The following is a 16,815-nucleotide window of genomic DNA, read 5'->3' as shown; positions in this document are numbered from 1 at the left end:
TTCCTTGTCATGTATGCAGTTTGATTATTCTACTTCACCGGGTTTTAGTTCGGCATTTTTAATAAAATCATTGTCTGAATTGTTGGTATCCATCAATATGGCTCGTCCATCATCATAGCCCTGCACTTTGCGGCGAATACTCTTTTTACTGAATGTTTCATTGCAATAGGTGTACGTCAGGTCAATTTGTGGTGCCAGGGCTTTGGTTAAGAATTTATCCTTGCGCGATGACTCTACCGCATCCAAAATAATCTCGTTAGGCACCAGATAACCTTCGATAGTGTTGCCGGCCGAGTTTTCTGTTTCTTTACGTTGCGTACTCATAAATGCTTCCATATCATCGGCGCGCCATAATATAAATGAGTTGTAACCACTTGTGTGCAGTAGCCAAAAGCTTTTACTGTAGCTGTAATATTTGGTGAGGTTGGGCACTTCCTGCACATCTACATCCGTAGTTCCTTCATCGAACCATTGCCAATGGGCGCCCTTCAGGTCAATGGAGTTAGCGTTTTCAATGGTGTGGTCGATGGGTTGTGAGGCCAGAATCAGACTTTCGCCCGGTTGTACAGGGTGTTCTGTTCCTGAACCAGGGATGGTGTAGATGGTGCGCACAACCACCCCTTGACTAAGCCAATCGGCCCACTCGTTAAGTTCACGCGAAGTGTTGTGCTCAGCTTCCGAAATCGTTAGGCCATCTGCATACAGTACTTCTGAACTGTTGTTATATATTTCGATGTATTGGTCTTTGTAATAAGCTTTATTTTCCGGTGTACGAGAGCCCGCATAGTATACTTCTTTAATGACCCAGCCTTCGCCTGGTGCACTGTAGAAAAGAGGTAGCTCAAACGTTGATGAACTGGCGTTGACAACTTTGTTTTCTATTGAGCCTGAAATAGTTACAGTTTGTACGTTGCCATCTATGGTAATGGTTTTTTCACCATTGGCCACCATACTATACACACCTTCTTCAAGCATCAGACTCACTTTGCCATTGGTGTCACTGGTGCTTTTTATTTCCGAACCATTGTTAATGTTTATAAAAGTTACTGTAATATCATCCAGCTCAATGGCTGTTGATTCATCTTCGAAATGCAATGCCACTTCCACATCGGTTTTGGCAACAAAGTTTTCATCATCATTACAGCTAAACAGCAGTACTGTCAGAAGAAGTAAAGGAATAATTTGTAGTGTTTTCATTTTATTGTTTTTGATTATATGTTTATGTTTAGTTCCATGCCAAAGTATGGCTGGTTGATGCGTTGTATTCTGCGGTGATAGTTATTATAATAGTCGGGGTAGTAGCTAATCAGGTTATTGACATAGAACGACAGATTGTGGCCCTTTTTAAATTGTTTACTCACTCTGATATTGAGGTTAGTCCCAAAGGGTTCGTTCAGACGATGGAAGTACTCATCATTTTTGCCAAGGTATAGCTGTTCAAGTATCGGATCGTTTTTGTCCTGATCTGTAAAAAGATGCTTTTGCCCGAAAACATCGATATACGCTACCGGCCATCCACCTGAAGTGTGGTTTTCACTGTTTGAGAACCAAGTGCATTCAATGGTTGATGTGAAGATGAGCCCCAGTCTGGTAATTTGTGTGTCAAACTGAAAATTGGTATTAAACTGCTGCAGAGTGCGGTCGCTGCCTATGTGTTCATCGTAAATACCCGCATAGGGGAATGGTTGGTTGTTAATTACCCGGTTGGGATGAAAGACTTGGTAAATATTACTTTGGTAGGTAGTATTAAACCAGGCCCCGTTAACAGTTAGTCGGGTGTTGATGTTGTTAAAACGTGCAAATGTCATTTGGTACTCAAGACCCTCTTTGTACACGCCGGCCCCGTTGTGCGTTTGGCTGAATGTATTAATTATCTGGGTGTTGGTGTATGGTAAATCATCCACTTGCGGCGGAGCAACAGGATTAAGCCCATCGGTATTATATAAGCGATAACTTTGACTCTGCCACTGGTTCTGTGTCATAAAGCCATTGTTCATTCTTTCGTTGAAATAGGTCATATAAAAGAGGTGTTCATCTACCTTAAGATGCAGGCTGAATTCCCATTTCAGGTTGCTGGCAGGTTGGAGCTCATAGTTTGTTGGATTCTCCACGATTGTTTTAATATGAAGGCTTCTTAAATCTGGATTTTGCGAGTAGTAGTTGAGTTGCACCAAATCGAAAAACAGCTCGTTGGGATGCAGCTGGTTGAGTGTGGGGAATTTATAATGATGGCCGATACCACCATGAATGCTGAGCTGTACATTTTGCTTGTTGAGCGAGAAATCAGGCAACGTATATTGCATGTTCAGGCGAGGCTCCAGGTATATCTTCCCACTCATATCATAAGTGTCACTCAGGTTGAGTAGGTTGGTGCCTCTGATACCTAATTGTGCGTCTATCTTGTGTTCTCCCAAAGATGCATTCATATTATCCTCAGCAAAAAAAGCCAGTTTCTGAACAGATGGAATAGACGACAAGTCTCTGGGGCGCGTTGATACGGAATAGGAGCCTCGGAAGCTTGGGTACATGGGACGCTCCAGGTCATAGATTTCACCCTGGCCAAGGTTTTTATCGTATCGCCATTCCAAACCTCCCACAATACTGTGCGAGATGACACCTTTTGAGCTCACTAAGCGTGCACTGAGTTGATTAAACACATTCAAAGGTTTATCTTCCATGCGGTAAAAGGCCTCGTATGTGGCGGGCAAATAGATGCCATAGCTTTCGCCTGCTGCAGTATTAATTGGAGCTGGCATTGGGCCGCCATTGGAAATAAACTTTTGTCGGTAGAGTTTATTGCTTGCATAGCTGGCCCGTGAGCTCAGTATAACCTGTTGAAACCATGAGTTGAAGTTCCATTCGGTATTTAAAGTGTATGATAAGCTATTGTAGTTGGTGCGAAACTGATCGTTGGCCTGATCGTCGATTTCCGGATCATTACGGTCTTTATCGGCCGAGCCGGTGTAGCTCAGGTTGCCTTTAATATTAATTGAGCTGTTGGCCAGCTGCAGATGATTAAAATACCTGCTTGAGAAGGTATAGCGTTGGTAACCTTCGTACGGATTGCGTGGATCGGAATTGAAGATCAGGTAATCGCCATTAAAATTTATGGTGCCTGCTTTTTGACCCAGGTCAATACCTTTACCCAACGAAAACAGTTTGTTGCGTGCATCGGATTTGATGCGTCCCTGCCAGGGTGTGATGCCATGCCGCTGATTAATGATGATAGCACCAGTGCTTAAGTCGCCATGCACAACCGAGGGAATACCCTGAATAACTTCAATGGATTCAATCTGATCGGTTGGGATGCTGCGCATATCCATGCCGTTGCTCACATTGGTTCTGTTGTCTAGTTTAATGTCAGATGCCGTACCTTCGGGAGCCAGCATATTGGCCTCATTGGAAATGGGTGCTCCATCCAAAATAAATGCGGTGCCCAAAGCTGTGTTCACATCGCTGCCAACCTGGCGTATGCTAATGGGGTTCACTTTTGAAAGATCCGGTTCTTGCGATTTACCACCAGGCACCAGCTGCATCACATCGGCAAAGCTGGAGGCCTGTATGTGCTCAATGGCTTTGCGGTTAATTTTAGAGCCTGAACCGGGCCCCTCGTTGTCAGTTGCTGTAACCACCACTTCGTTGATGTTAATATCATCTGACTGAAGCTTGATAGTAATTGTTGTGTCGGCGGTTAGTGTAACATTAGCAGAAGCTGTATTGTAACCAATGCACGAAACCTGTATCTCATGGTTGCCCTTTCGGAGTTTAACTGGCAAGGTGGTGCCATTGTAAGCAGCGTAAGTGCCAACGTTAACTTTAGTGAAGATGATTGCAGCGAAAGGAACGGGTTCGTCACTCTTCTCATCAATAATGTGTGTACTAACGCTTATTTGCTTACTTTGTGCATAAAGCGGAGAATAACAAATAATGTATATGAAAAGAAGAATGTATCGCTGCATCGTTATACCTAATACTTACATGGGTTGTGATGTGCAGCAAAATTCGCTAATTATGATTGGCCTTGAAATCCCAATTTATGGGTAAATGGCGTGGCGATGGGTCAACATTATTTAAGAATTATCAGAAATGTAAGCGATTGATATATTGTCTTATGTTGTGGATTATTCAAGAATAATTCAGAAATGGTATGTTAAATTTAGTATGCTCAATACCAAAAAAGAGGGATTCGCAATGAATCCCTCTTCCTTTATGATTGATGATTTATTTCTTACATCATACCTGGCATACCGCCACCCATTCCTGGAGCGCCACCCATTGGCATTGGGTTTTCTTCTTTCTCCTCAACCAATACACACTCGGTGGTTAAGAACATACCCGCGATTGATGCAGCGTTCTCAAGAGCGATACGTGTTACTTTAGCTGGGTCGATTACACCACTTTCCAACAGGTTTTCGTAACGGTCGAAGCGGGCGTTGTAGCCAAAGTCATCTTTACCTTCAGCTACTTTTTGTACTACTACAGCACCTTCCTTACCTGCGTTGAATACAATCTGACGCAATGGCTCTTCGATAGCACGCTTGATGATTTCAATACCAGTTTGCTCATCTTCTGTTTCACCTTTAATCTCATCTAAGGCTGCAATAGAGCGGATGTAGGTAACACCACCACCAGGAACAATTCCTTCTTCCACAGCCGCACGTGTTGCACTTAATGCGTCGTCTACGCGGTCCTTCTTCTCTTTCATTTCTACTTCAGAAGCAGCACCTACATAAAGTACAGCTACCCCACCGGCAATCTTAGCCAAACGCTCTTGTAACTTCTCACGGTCGTAGTCAGAAGTCGTATTAGCAATTTGAGCCTTAATCTGGTTGGCACGTGCTTCAATAGCTTCTTTGGCACCAGCACCATTAACCACTGTTGTATTCTCTTTGTCGATAGTTACCTTTTCGGCTTGACCAAGCATCTCGATAGTTGCGCTTTCCAACTTCAAACCAGTTTCTTCAGAGATAACAGTACCTCCAGTCAGAACCGCTAAGTCCTGCAGCATTTCCTTACGACGGTCACCAAAACCAGGTGCTTTAACAGCAGCCACTTTTAATGAACCACGCAGGCGGTTTACTACCAAAGTAGCCAAAGCCTCGCCATCAACATCTTCTGCTATAATCATCAACGGACGACCTGTTTGTGCTGTCTGCTCCAATACAGGTAGAAGATCTTTCATGGTTGAAATCTTCTTGTCGTGGATCAGGATAAAAGGATTCTCCAGGTCTGCTTCCATCTTGTCAGTATCGGTCACAAAATATGGAGAGATATAACCACGGTCGAACTGCATACCTTCAACTACTTCTACAGTTGTTTCAGTACCTTTGGCTTCTTCCACGGTAATAACACCTTCTTTGCTCACTTTCTCCATGGCCTCAGCAATCAATTTACCAATCTCGCTGTCGTTGTTTGCCGAAATGGTAGCCACCTGCTCAATTTTTTCGCTGTGCTCGCCAACTTCCTGAGCTTGTGCTTTGATGTTTTTAACAATGGCAGTAACTGCTTTGTCAATACCTTTTTTCAATTCCATTGGGTTAGCACCGGCAGTTACGTTCTTCAAACCAACATTGATAATTGACTGAGCTAAGACAGTAGCAGTAGTAGTACCGTCACCAGCATCGTCACCAGTTTTTGAAGCAACTTCTTTCACCATTTGTGCACCCATGTTTTGATAAGGATCAGATAGCTCAACTTCTTTAGCTACCGACACACCATCTTTTGTGATGGATGGAGCACCAAATTTACGGTCAATTACTACGTTACGTCCTTTAGGTCCTAATGTTACTTTTACAGCATTTGCCAAAGCATCAACACCTTCTTTCAGCAAATCGCGCGCTTCAATATTAAATTTTATTTCTTTAGCCATTTTATGTCTCTTTTAAATATTCAGGATTAAAAATTATTAACTATTGATAGTTACAGGATGTAAAGTACATCAGACTGAGAAATCAGCAAGTAGTCTTCTCCATCAATTGCTAGTTCAGTACCACCATACTTACCGTACAATACTACGTCGCCAACTTTTACTTCCATTACTTCATCTTTTTTAGCTTCACCCACTAAAACGACAGTACCTTGTAATGGTTTTTCTTTGGCTGAATCAGGAATGATAATTCCGCTTGCTGTTGTTGTTTCAGCTGCCTGAGGCTTAACCAAAATTTTACCGGCTAAGATTCTTCCTTTTAATTCTGACATATCTATTAATTTTTGATTTATATAAACAGTTTAAGTTTTAACGATTGCTTCTCACTCACAAAGTATGCCAAAGCAATTTATGACATATTTTTATAAGATTCACTGACTTTTTTGCAGAGGTCTGACAGGAGATCATTTGTCAGAAGTCAAAATTACAGATAAAAAAAGTGTCAGACTGTTGAGCCTGACACTTTCCATATTTTTTTACCTGTTTTGCTTACTCAGCATCTTCGGTACTTGTTTCTTCTGTTGTTGCAGCCTCATCACCTTGTGCAGGAGATGGGAATGCTTGCATCTCTTGTTGCTGCGAAGGAAGCGTGTTGAGTTTCTCATCAATTTCAGCGCCACCCATTTGTGCCTTTGGTAATACCAATACAGCAACAAACGAAAGTACTAACAACACCCCGGCTAAGGTCCAGGTTGCTTTTTCTAAGAAATCAGTAGTTTTACGCACACCCATCACCTGGTTTTGTGATGAGAAGTTAGATGCTAAACCTCCTCCCTTAGAGTTTTGAACCAAAACAATAAGGATTAAAAAGATACTTACTAAGATTACTAATATCGAAACAAAAGTATACATATCTCGCTCAATTATTTAATTTGTTAATTTTTCTAAGTCGGTAATGCGACGTGCAAAGTAAACATTTTTTTCGGGATATTTCAAACGGAGTTTCTCATATATCCCAATTGCTTTGTCATAGTGTTTTTGCTTGATGTAAATATTAGCCAGCGTCTCTGACATTAGATCATCGGCATTGTCAGTTAGCCCTTTATTTACAGAGCTCATAGATTCTGATTTAGTTGGTTCCTGTTTGAACGATGGAATAATTTTAGGTGAATCAATCTGCAAGAAATTATCAATAATCTGTTGTGATTTTCTCTTAACAGGTTGCTTTTCTGTTTGAACCGGTGTATGTCGCAGCATGCTAAGCCAGTCAGAGAAGGAGTGGCTTTCATCTTTCTTCTCCTCAGGATTGATGGCCTCTTTTAGTTCATATCCTACGAATTCGTTGGATTCATAGCCCAAAAAATCAGCACTTGGCAATACCATTGACTGGTTCTGTTTCGTTTCAGGCTTTTTATTTGAAAGCACCGAAAAGTCAATCTGGCTGCCGTCAGCTGTTTCAAATGTATCGTCCGTTTGGAAATAGTCGGTAATGGAACTCACCTTTGTTGTGATGCCAATAGTTTTCTTAGGTGTTTTTGTGGCTTCGGCATCACTCACCACCAACTCTTTAACAGCTTCAACCTTTTCCTCGGTATGGGTTTCATGGCTGACAGGTGATGGTATGTTATTACTAGAATGAATGAGTTCAAATAGTTGCTTGCGGTCGGCAATAAATGCAGCTGATTGCTTTAATTCACCATTAAACCGTACATGTTCAATTATATGAAGATTTTTAAGCAGTAGCATGCGTGCAGACTGAAACCACGGAAACTCTGCTACAATTTCGGTTAATTCAGGCAGGGTATCCTCATTTAACAAATCAGGCTGTGCTACTAAATCAAAAAAGGCTGTTTTCTTCATATAATAGAATCAACTCTATGCTACCAGTCGGCAAATGCTTTATTAAAAATATTCTCGGTAATTTCTTCAATCATTTCTGTGGTCAGGTCATTTTCCACCGCGTTAATATTCTGATCCGATGGGAAATCCCGAAATGCCGAAAAGCTACTTTCCCAGTTGAGTTTAGGGTCTTTATAATTTTTATACCGCACCTTAATGGTCATTGAAAGACGTGTTTCTGCAGAGATCGCATCTGCCTGAATGGCCATTGGGCGAACACTATAGCCAGTGATTTCTCCTGAGAAATCCACATCGCCTGTTCCATTAACCAAATTCAGACGTGACTCGTTTGATATCCGGTCTTTCAAACCCTCAGTAAAATTCTGACTTAATACGGGATTAATTAAAGGGGCTCTGTTGTCGAAATATTGAACAGAGAAACTGTTGATATTCTCAGGTATTGATGCCCCGCTCATGGTCATATTAATTGAACAGGCGGTTACCGTTAATGCCAATACCAAGCCTATTATGCTGTATGCTGTTTTCATCGTTCTATCTGATATTCTTTAATTTTCCGATACAAAGTTCGTTCTGATATACCTAATTCAACGGCGGCTTGTTTTCGCCTTCCGTTGTATTTATCGAGTGCTTTTTTAATGAGCTCAATTTCTTTATCTGCTAGCGACAAGGATTCTTCAACGAATTCTTCTGTATCTTGAATAGATTCATGTTCATCATCATTGACCGATGGCGAATAGCTCATTGGAGGCACATTATTACCACTTCTCACGAAGTCCCCATCTTCGCCCTGATACAGCTTTTGAATGATCTGGGCATGCTCGCTATGTGAGCTGATATTTCCGTTTTCCATCATATCCAGCACCAGCTTTTTTAGATCATTCATATCCTTTTTCATATCGAACAATACTTTGTAAAGTATTTCGCGTTCGGTGCTGAAATCGGCATCGGGCTTGCTGCTATTGTCAATAATAGCCGGCAAGTTATCGCCCGAATGGTAGGGGAGGTATTTGGAAATGGCCTCACTGTCGATTTCCCGCCGCTGTTCAATCACTGATATTTGCTCAGTGATGTTCTTAAGTTGCCTGATATTGCCCGGCCAGCGGTAACGCAAAAGCATTTCTTTGGCATCTTCAGACAGACGTATGGCCGGCATACGATAACGTGTGGCAAAATCATTGGCAAACTTCCTGAATAGGAGGTAAATATCGTCGGAGCGGTCGCGCAAGGGCGGAATGGTTATTGGCACGCTATTTAAGCGGTAGTATAAGTCCTCGCGAAACTTCCCTTCTTTAATCGCCTTTTCCATATTCACATTTGTGGCCGCTACTACACGTACGTCTGTTTTTAGTACTTTTGATGAGCCAACTTTAATAAATTCGCCGGCTTCGAGTACACGTAACAATCGAACCTGAGTATTTAAAGGTAGTTCGCCAATTTCATCCAGAAAGATGGTGCCGCCATTGGCCTCTTCAAAATAACCTTTTCGATCAGATAATGCACCTGTAAAAGCTCCCTTTTCATGACCGAATAGCTCTGAGTCAATAGTTCCTTCTGGTATGGCACCGCAGTTAACGGCTATGTAAGAACCATGCTTACGGGCACTCGACTGATGGATAATCTGCGGAAACACCTCTTTACCGGTACCACTTTCACCTGTTATTAATACAGATAAATCGGTAGGGGCTACCTGAACGGCCACATCAATAGCCCTGTTTAACCCAAATGAATTACCAATTATTCCGAATCGTTGCTTGATTTGTTGTAAATCCATTTATTCTACACTTATCTTTCTACCTGAATAATATAAAGCCTGCAATTTTAGCAGGCTACCTGACAAAGTTACAATTATCATGCTTTTTTTGGGGATTAGTGCCCAACAATTTTTGTTAAAAGCACCAGAACACTCATCAACTTTCTCATTATGGAATTGTTTGTAAGATGAACTTGATACCTTTGTCAGAGAAAATATGAATGGTGTTATGACAAAAAAGAAGATACTCGGAATCATTCCGGCTCGGTTTGCTTCCACACGTTTCCCAGGTAAACCTTTAGCTATTATTGGAGGTAAGCCAATGATACAGCGTGTATATGAACAGGCCTGTCAGGCCTTAGATGATGTATATATAGCCACCGACGATGACAGAATAGAGTTGGCTGTTCAAAAGTTTGGAGGTAAGGTTGTAATGACATCGGTCGACCATCAGAGTGGCACCGATCGCTGTGCGGAAGCGCTAACGAAGATAAAAGAAATAGAGCAAAGAGAGTTTCATGCAGTAATTAATATTCAGGGGGATGAACCCTTTATCAGCCCAAAACAGATTGCTTCGGTAGCGGATTGTTTTGATGATGAAACGACTCAGCTGGCTACTTTGGTTAAACCAGTAACGTCATCCGACGATTTATTTAATCCCAACAAGCCCAAAGTTGTCCTTAGTAATGACAAGCGTGCTTTGTATTTTAGTCGTTCGCCAATTCCGTACCTGAGAGGAGAGGAGGAAAGTCAATGGATGGAGAAACATAAGTATTTTAACCATGTTGGATTGTACGGGTATCGTACCGATGTTTTGTTTGAAATTACACAATTGGCTATTGGGCAGCTTGAATCAGCAGAATCATTGGAGCAGTTGCGCTGGCTCGAAAATGGTTATTCAATCCGGGTGGAGCAGACAACAGAAGAGTCACATGGTATTGATACGCCTGATGATTTAGATAATTTATTGAAGTTGGGGTTGATTTAGTTTGAAAATAAATAATTGCCAGACAACAAAAAAGCTCATCCAAATGGACGAGCTTTTTTTGTATATCGTGTAAAACTATTTTACAATTTACGGCTTACCTCGACTTCTTCGTAAGCTTCAACAATATCACCTACTTTGATGTCGTTGTACTTTTCGATGTTCAAACCACACTCGTAACCAGCTGCCACTTCCTTCACATCGTCTTTGAAACGTTTCAGAGAACCAAGCTCACCGGTGTACACCACAATACCTTCGCGAATCAGGCGTATCTTATTGGTACGTTTGATTTTTCCTTCTTTCACCATACAACCAGCGATGGTACCAACTTTCGTAATTTTGAACGTTTCGCGAATCTCGATAGTAGCTGTAATCTCTTCCTTAATTTCAGGCGATAACATACCTTCCATGGCTGATTTCAATTCTTCGATAGCATCGTAGATGATTGAATACAAGCGAATATCGATTTCTTCCTTCTCAGCAATGCGACGTGCTGCCAATGATGGACGCACCTGGAAACCAATTACAATGGCGTTGGAGGCCGTTGCCAACATGATGTCTGATTCTGAAATCTGACCAACCGCTTTGTGAATAACATTCACCTGAATCTCTTCAGTAGACAGCTTAATTAATGAGTCAGATAATGCTTCGATAGAACCATCCACATCACCCTTCACAATTACATTCAACTCCTGGAAGTTACCAATGGCGATACGACGACCAATTTCGTCAAGTGTAATGTGCTTCTTGGTACGCATGCCTTGTTCACGCTGCAACTGCTCACGCTTAGTTGCAATGTCTTTGGCTTCGCGCTCATCTTCCATGATGTTGAAACGTTCACCGGCCTGCGGCGCACCATTTAAACCAAGTACCAATGCTGGTTCCGATGGCCCTACTTCATCCACCTTTTGGTTACGCTCGTTAAACATCGCTTTAACGTGACCATAGTGGGAACCGGACAGTATCATGTCTCCAACACGCATTGTACCACTTTGTACCAATAGCGTTGTAACATAACCACGTCCTTTATCAAGTGATGATTCGATAACCGAACCAACAGCTCGTTTATTTGGATTCGCTCTCAATTCAAGAAGGTCAGCTTCCAGCAATACTTTCTCAAGTAACTCTTCGATGTTAACACCATTCTTGGCCGAAATCTCCTGACACTGGTATTTACCTCCCCAGTCTTCAACCAGGTAGTTCATATTAGCCAGTTCTTCTTTGATTCTATCTGGATTTGCACCTGGTTTGTCAATTTTGTTGATGGCAAACACAATAGGTACACCTGCTGCCGCTGCGTGGTTGATGGCCTCCACAGTCTGTGGCATCACATTATCATCAGCTGCTACAATAATAATAGCAATATCGGTTACCTGAGCTCCACGAGCACGCATCGCGGTAAAGGCCTCGTGACCTGGTGTATCCAGGAAAGTAATCTGACGACCATCTTCGCGTGTTACACTGTAAGCACCAATGTGCTGGGTTATTCCACCCGCCTCACCGGCAATTACGTTAGCCTGACGAATATGGTCCAATAATGATGTTTTACCGTGGTCAACGTGACCCATCACCGTTACAATTGGCGGACGGTCTTGTAAATCTTCTTCTTTGTCCTCTTCCTCAATAATGGATTCAACCACTTCAGCACTTACAAACTCGATGGTATAACCGAATTCTTCAGCTACTAAGGCTAATGTTTCAGCGTCCAGACGTTGGTTGATAGAAACAAACATACCTAAGCTCATACAGGTAGCAATAATCTGGTTCACCTGCACTTCCATCATGTTTGCCAATTCATTGGCAGTTACGAATTCAGTAACTTTCAATATTGACTTTTCCTTGTCTGCCTGCTCCATCTCAGCCTGCTGGCGTTGAGACTGGATTTCACGTTTTTCACGACGGTGTTTAGCACCTTTGCTTTTTCCTTTAGATGTTAAGCGCGCTAACGTATCTTTAATTTGCTTTTGTACATCTTCCTCGTTAACCTCAGTTTTTACAGGGCGTTTCTTAACACGTGAAGGACGTTGTCTTTGCGGGCGATTGTCTGTTCTCTGACCACCACCTTGTCCGCCTTGCTGCTTGTTATCGCCACCTTGCTGTTGCTTTTGGTTAATATCAACCTTCTCTTTATCTTTTTTGATGCGCTTACGTTTGCGCTTCTTGTTGGCATTTTTATCAGCTGCAGATTTATTATCTGATTTAGCTGGTGTTTTTGGTAGTTCAATTTTGCCAATAACAGTTGGACCCGATAGTTTTTTAACCTGTGTGGCTCTGAAGGTATCTTCTTCAGCTGGCTTCTCTTCCTGCTTGACAGGAGCTTCGGCTGCAGGTTTAGGTTTTGTTTCAGGAGCTGGTTTTGGAGCTGGCTTTTCTTTTTTAACCTCTGCTTTAGGCTGTGCTTTTTCAGCAGGCTTACTTGGCTTCTTATCCAGGTCAATTTTTCCAACTACTTTCATTTCCTCAGCTGGCTCTACTTTAGTAGGAATGTGCTCAGGTTTTTTAGCAGGTTTCTTTTCCACCTTTTTTTCCACAGGCTTATCTTCTTTCTGAGGAGCTACCTCTTGCTTAGGTGCTTCCTCTGCCTTCTTCTCGGGCTTAGGTGCCGGAGCAGGAGCTTCTTTTTTCTTGGGTTTCAATGCGTCTAAATCGACTTTGCCAACTACTTTAGGGCCAGATTCATCCTTGGCAGCCGGTGTCTCAGCCGGTTTTTCTTTCTCTTTAGCTGGCTCAATATCATCCCTGATATCAGAAAGTGAAATCGACTCTTTCTTCGACTTCTCCTTTAATTTAGCCAGTTTTTCCGATTCTTTTTTAACATGTGAATCGCCACGATATTCCTGTGCAAGAAGTGAATACATCTCTTCCGAGATTTTTGTATTCGGATTTGTTTCAACTTTGAAACCTTTCTTTTGCAGGAATTCCACAATGGTGTGGTGTCCAACATTGAACTCTCGTGCTACTTTACTAAGTCTTTTTCCAACTGCCATATAAATAGGACTCTTCTTATCGTTTTATTTTGTTCGGATTCAATTCTTTGCGGGCAAATATAGCGATTTATTCAAATTCGGCGCTTAATATTTTCCTAACTTCCTGAATTGTTTCTTCTTCTAAATCAGTTCTCTTAACCAGGTCTTCAACTGACAGATCTAATACCGATTTGGCAGTATCACAGCCAACTGCTTTCAGTTCGTCTAATACCCAGCTATCAATTTCATCAGAGAATTCATCCAGATTAACATCTTCATCATCCTCGTCAGATTCACGGTAAACATCTAATTCGTATCCTGTAAGCTGTCCGGCTAATCGGATGTTTAATCCTCCTTTACCAATTGCCAGTGATACTTCTTCCGGACGCAGGTAAACCTCAGCTCTGCCTTGATCTTCAAGGATTTTGATGTTGGTAATCTTAGCCGGATTTAATGCCCTTTGGATAAATAATTGGGTATTGGAAGTGTAGTTGATAACATCGATGTTTTCGTTGCGAAGCTCACGCACAATACCATGTATACGCGAACCTTTCATACCAACACAAGCCCCAACCGGATCGATTCGTTCATCGTATGATTCAACCGCTACTTTCGCTCTTTCACCAGGTACTCGTACAATCTTTTTAATGGTGATTAAGCCGTCAAAAATTTCAGGTACCTCTAATTCAAACAGTCGCTCAAGGAATACTGGCGAGGTGCGTGAAAGAATAATTAATGGATTGTTGTTGCGGATTTCAACTTTCACCACTACAGCCCTTACGCTATCTCCCTTACGGAAAAAATCTGAAGGAATCTGTTCGGCCTTAGGCAAGATAAGTTCATTGCCTTCATCATCGATAATAAGGATTTCGCGTTTCCAAATCTGATATACTTCACCGGTAACGATTTCACCAACACGGTCTTTATAGGCGTGGTAAATGTTGTCTTTTTCCAACTCCAGAATACGTGCAGACAAATTCTGACGCAAGCTTAATATTGCTCTACGGCCAAAATCCAGAAACTTTACTTCGTCGGTTACTTCTTCACCCAACTCATAGTCGTCATCAATTTTCTTCGCTTCCGATAAAGAAATTTGAAGGTTCTCATCTTCTAAATCTTCATCTTTAACCACTTCACGGTTACGCCATATTTCAAAGTCACCTTTGTCGTCATTGATGATAACATCAAAGTTTTCGTCTGTGCCAAAGCGCTTGATCAGAACACTTCGAAATGCGTCTTCTAACACACTGATCATGGTTGCACGATCAATATTCTTGAGTTCTTTAAACTCCGAAAACGTATCTATCAGATTAATATTTTCCATACCCTAAGGAATATTTAAAAAGATATAATGTCTTTTACCTGTTTTACTTCGTCAAAATTACAATTTACCGTTTTTACCTGCAATTCTTTACGCTTCTTGCCTTCTATCTTCACTTTCTCTTCTACTTCAACTGTAAAGCCTTCTTCCTCAACCGCAATGAGCTTGCCGGTGAATTTTATGCCTGCTGAGGTGAGTACTTCTACTTCACGTCCAATGTTTTTCATATATTGGCGTTTCACCTTGAACGGCTGACCAATGCCGGCTGATGCTACCTCCAGTTCAAAATCTTCTTCGTCACGGTTAAGTCCTGCTTCAATAAACTTGCTCAGTTCAATGCAGTAACTAATTGGCACCCCGTTGTCATTATCAATCATGACAATAATTTTATTGCCGGGTTTAACTGCCAACTCCACCAGAAACATTTCGTCTGCTGCTAACTTATCAGTGATGATACCTTCGATTGTAGCTTCTGTTATCATGCCTTTTGTCTAATAAAATAGGGGACTATTTTGTCCCCTAAGTCTTCCACTCGGTAAATCAAGCGCAAAGATAATAATATCAGCACACTTATCCAAATGACATACTTCTTTATATTACGCAGTTATTAGTGTATACCCATCGTACAGATTAAATTGAGAAGTTGCTATGTGTTTATGAAGTTGGTGATTATGTTAGTAACTGAAGCGTTTTTTGTATATTGCCAACCAATCAATTAGCATAATGTGTGAATAAAAGGAAAATAATTAACGATCCTGTTCATGGCTTTATAAAAGTGCCCAATGAGCTTTTGTACGATCTTACTGAACATCCCTATTTTCAACGGTTAAGGCGCATTAAGCAGCTGGGTCTGACTCATCTGGTATATCCAGGTGCTATGCATACCCGTTTTCAGCATGCTCTGGGTGCTATGCACTTAATGAGTTCTGCTGTTGAGACTTTAATTTCAAAGGAGAATGCAATTTCAGATGAAGAGTCAACCGCTGTTCATGCTGCTATTTTATTACATGATATAGGGCATGGACCATTTAGTCATGTGCTTGAGCATTCTTTGGTAGAGGTGTCGCACGAAGCCATATCTCAGATTATTATGCAGAAACTGAATGGGGAGTTTGATGGTGTTTTATCAACAGCTATTGATATTTTCAATGATACTTACCCTAAACGGTTCTTACATCAATTGGTTTCTAGTCAACTGGATATGGATCGGCTGGATTACCTGAAACGAGATAGTTTCTTTTCAGGAGTTTCGGAAGGAGTGATTGGCTCAGATCGCATTATTAAGATGCTCAATGTGGTGGATGATAAGTTGGTAATTGAATCGAAGGGGATTTATTCTATCGAGAAATTTCTGGTAGCCAGACGCCTAATGTATTGGCAGGTTTATTTGCACAAAACAGCTTTGGCGGCCGAACAAATGCTGGTACATTTACTTAAAAGGGCCAGAAAATTGATTGCTAAGGGAGAGGAGTTGTTTGCACCTGCACATCTGCTGTTTTTTATGAAACGTAAGCCAAGTATCGAGGATTTTAATAACGATGAAGAGGTGTTAAATAATTTTGCTTTGCTCGATGATGATGATATTATGTGCTCCATAAAATCATGGACCCAGCACCCGGATATTATATTGTCGACATTGGCAAAAGGGTTTGTTAACCGGCAGCTATGGCGAATCAGAATTAGTGAGAAACCTTTTAAAGGTGAAAGCATACAGTTTATAAAGGACGTGACGCAAAAGAAGTTTAACCTAAAGTCAACACAGCAGGCAAACTATTTTGTGTTTACCGATACAATTACGAATAATGCATACAGCATAAAGGACGATAAAATTGAGATATTATATAATAACAATGAACTAAAAGATATTTCTAAGGCCTCTGATATGCTTAACCTTTCGGTACTTGGTAAAACCATTAGGAAACATTACGTGTGTTATCCTAAATGTATTGAGTCCGAATTGCAAAGAAATGTTACGCTTTTCTAAAGTAAATATATTTACTAGATTTGCACCAAATTTTTTGACATTTAGCTTGTTAATCAATTAGCTTTACTATGAATTTTTAGTGG

At 41.3% G+C, this 16,815-nt stretch carries 13 protein-coding genes; 2 read left to right on the top strand and 11 right to left on the bottom strand.

Annotation, left to right across the window (positions count from 1 at the left end; all coding sequences use genetic code 11):
- Nucleotides 1-24 precede the first annotated feature (24 nt).
- The 8 genes from KDU71_RS02000 to KDU71_RS01965 form a co-directional block, all read right to left on the bottom strand.
- The gene (locus KDU71_RS02000; RefSeq protein ID WP_212188223.1) at nucleotides 25-1,197 is read right to left on the bottom strand and encodes a DUF4876 domain-containing protein; all 1,173 of its coding nucleotides are present in this window, start codon (nucleotides 1,195-1,197) and stop codon (nucleotides 25-27) included.
- 14 nt (nucleotides 1,198-1,211) lie between these two features.
- A complete protein-coding gene (locus KDU71_RS01995) occupies nucleotides 1,212-3,959 on the bottom strand; it encodes a TonB-dependent receptor (RefSeq protein WP_212188222.1) in 2,748 nt (915 codons plus the stop codon).
- 269 nt (nucleotides 3,960-4,228) lie between these two features.
- Nucleotides 4,229-5,869: a chaperonin GroEL gene (groL, locus tag KDU71_RS01990; protein ID WP_212188221.1), complete on the bottom strand. Its 1,641-nt coding sequence runs from the start codon at nucleotides 5,867-5,869 to the stop codon at nucleotides 4,229-4,231.
- A 50-nt stretch (nucleotides 5,870-5,919) separates the two neighbouring features.
- Nucleotides 5,920-6,198 carry a co-chaperone GroES gene (locus KDU71_RS01985; protein WP_212188220.1) on the bottom strand — a complete coding sequence of 93 codons (279 nt, stop codon included), beginning with the start codon at nucleotides 6,196-6,198 and terminating at the stop codon, nucleotides 5,920-5,922.
- A gap of 217 nt (nucleotides 6,199-6,415) precedes the next feature.
- Entirely contained in the window at nucleotides 6,416-6,778 is a 363-nt protein-coding gene (gene secG, locus KDU71_RS01980; protein WP_212188219.1) for a preprotein translocase subunit SecG, read from the bottom strand.
- A gap of 15 nt (nucleotides 6,779-6,793) precedes the next feature.
- The gene (locus KDU71_RS01975; protein WP_212188218.1) at nucleotides 6,794-7,726 is read right to left on the bottom strand and encodes a hypothetical protein; all 933 of its coding nucleotides are present in this window, start codon (nucleotides 7,724-7,726) and stop codon (nucleotides 6,794-6,796) included.
- Between the two features lie 20 nt (nucleotides 7,727-7,746).
- Complete coding sequence (locus KDU71_RS01970) at nucleotides 7,747-8,253, bottom strand: LptE family protein (protein WP_212188217.1); 507 nt, start codon at nucleotides 8,251-8,253, stop codon at nucleotides 7,747-7,749.
- Nucleotides 8,250-9,497, bottom strand: coding sequence for a sigma-54 interaction domain-containing protein (locus KDU71_RS01965; RefSeq protein ID WP_212188216.1), 1,248 nt, complete (start codon nucleotides 9,495-9,497; stop codon nucleotides 8,250-8,252). The genes KDU71_RS01970 and KDU71_RS01965 overlap by 4 nt, the downstream gene beginning before the upstream one ends.
- A gap of 208 nt (nucleotides 9,498-9,705) precedes the next feature.
- Here KDU71_RS01965 and kdsB point away from each other — a divergent pair, with 208 nt between their 5' ends.
- Nucleotides 9,706-10,464 carry a 3-deoxy-manno-octulosonate cytidylyltransferase gene (gene kdsB / locus KDU71_RS01960; protein WP_212188215.1) on the top strand — a complete coding sequence of 253 codons (759 nt, stop codon included), beginning with the start codon at nucleotides 9,706-9,708 and terminating at the stop codon, nucleotides 10,462-10,464.
- Between the two features lie 80 nt (nucleotides 10,465-10,544).
- On the opposite strand, the gene infB is transcribed toward kdsB, so the two are convergent.
- From infB to rimP, 3 genes are all read right to left on the bottom strand, one after another.
- Nucleotides 10,545-13,448 (bottom strand): translation initiation factor IF-2, encoded by a 2,904-nt coding sequence (gene infB, locus KDU71_RS01955; RefSeq protein WP_212188214.1) that lies wholly within the window; start codon nucleotides 13,446-13,448, stop codon nucleotides 10,545-10,547.
- Between the two features lie 67 nt (nucleotides 13,449-13,515).
- Entirely contained in the window at nucleotides 13,516-14,751 is a 1,236-nt protein-coding gene (gene nusA / locus KDU71_RS01950; protein ID WP_212188213.1) for a transcription termination factor NusA, read from the bottom strand.
- 14 nt (nucleotides 14,752-14,765) lie between these two features.
- The gene (gene rimP / locus KDU71_RS01945; protein ID WP_212188212.1) at nucleotides 14,766-15,230 is read right to left on the bottom strand and encodes a ribosome assembly cofactor RimP; all 465 of its coding nucleotides are present in this window, start codon (nucleotides 15,228-15,230) and stop codon (nucleotides 14,766-14,768) included.
- A gap of 245 nt (nucleotides 15,231-15,475) precedes the next feature.
- Between rimP and KDU71_RS01940 the strand changes: the two genes are divergently transcribed.
- Nucleotides 15,476-16,732, top strand: a complete 1,257-nt coding sequence (locus tag KDU71_RS01940; protein WP_317195155.1) for an HD domain-containing protein — start codon at nucleotides 15,476-15,478, stop codon at nucleotides 16,730-16,732.
- Nucleotides 16,733-16,815: the final 83 nt, after the last annotated feature.

This window comes from Carboxylicivirga sediminis (assembly GCF_018156225.1).
GTDB lineage: Bacteria > Bacteroidota > Bacteroidia > Bacteroidales > Marinilabiliaceae > Carboxylicivirga > Carboxylicivirga sediminis.
This window is presented reverse-complemented; position numbering and strand designations above follow the sequence as displayed.

Coding starts and splice junctions, on each gene's coding strand:
- KDU71_RS02000 (WP_212188223.1), bottom strand. CDS start 1,197: ATGAAAACACTACAAATTATTCCTTTACTTCTTCTGACAGTACTGCTG.
- KDU71_RS01970 (WP_212188217.1), bottom strand. CDS start 8,253: ATGAAAACAGCATACAGCATAATAGGCTTGGTATTGGCATTAACGGTA.
- KDU71_RS01985 (WP_212188220.1), bottom strand. CDS start 6,198: ATGTCAGAATTAAAAGGAAGAATCTTAGCCGGTAAAATTTTGGTTAAG.
- groL (WP_212188221.1), bottom strand. CDS start 5,869: ATGGCTAAAGAAATAAAATTTAATATTGAAGCGCGCGATTTGCTGAAA.
- KDU71_RS01975 (WP_212188218.1), bottom strand. CDS start 7,726: ATGAAGAAAACAGCCTTTTTTGATTTAGTAGCACAGCCTGATTTGTTA.
- secG (WP_212188219.1), bottom strand. CDS start 6,778: ATGTATACTTTTGTTTCGATATTAGTAATCTTAGTAAGTATCTTTTTA.
- KDU71_RS01995 (WP_212188222.1), bottom strand. CDS start 3,959: ATGCAGCGATACATTCTTCTTTTCATATACATTATTTGTTATTCTCCG.
- kdsB (WP_212188215.1), top strand. CDS start 9,706: ATGACAAAAAAGAAGATACTCGGAATCATTCCGGCTCGGTTTGCTTCC.
- KDU71_RS01965 (WP_212188216.1), bottom strand. CDS start 9,497: ATGGATTTACAACAAATCAAGCAACGATTCGGAATAATTGGTAATTCA.
- rimP (WP_212188212.1), bottom strand. CDS start 15,230: ATGATAACAGAAGCTACAATCGAAGGTATCATCACTGATAAGTTAGCA.
- infB (WP_212188214.1), bottom strand. CDS start 13,448: ATGGCAGTTGGAAAAAGACTTAGTAAAGTAGCACGAGAGTTCAATGTT.
- nusA (WP_212188213.1), bottom strand. CDS start 14,751: ATGGAAAATATTAATCTGATAGATACGTTTTCGGAGTTTAAAGAACTC.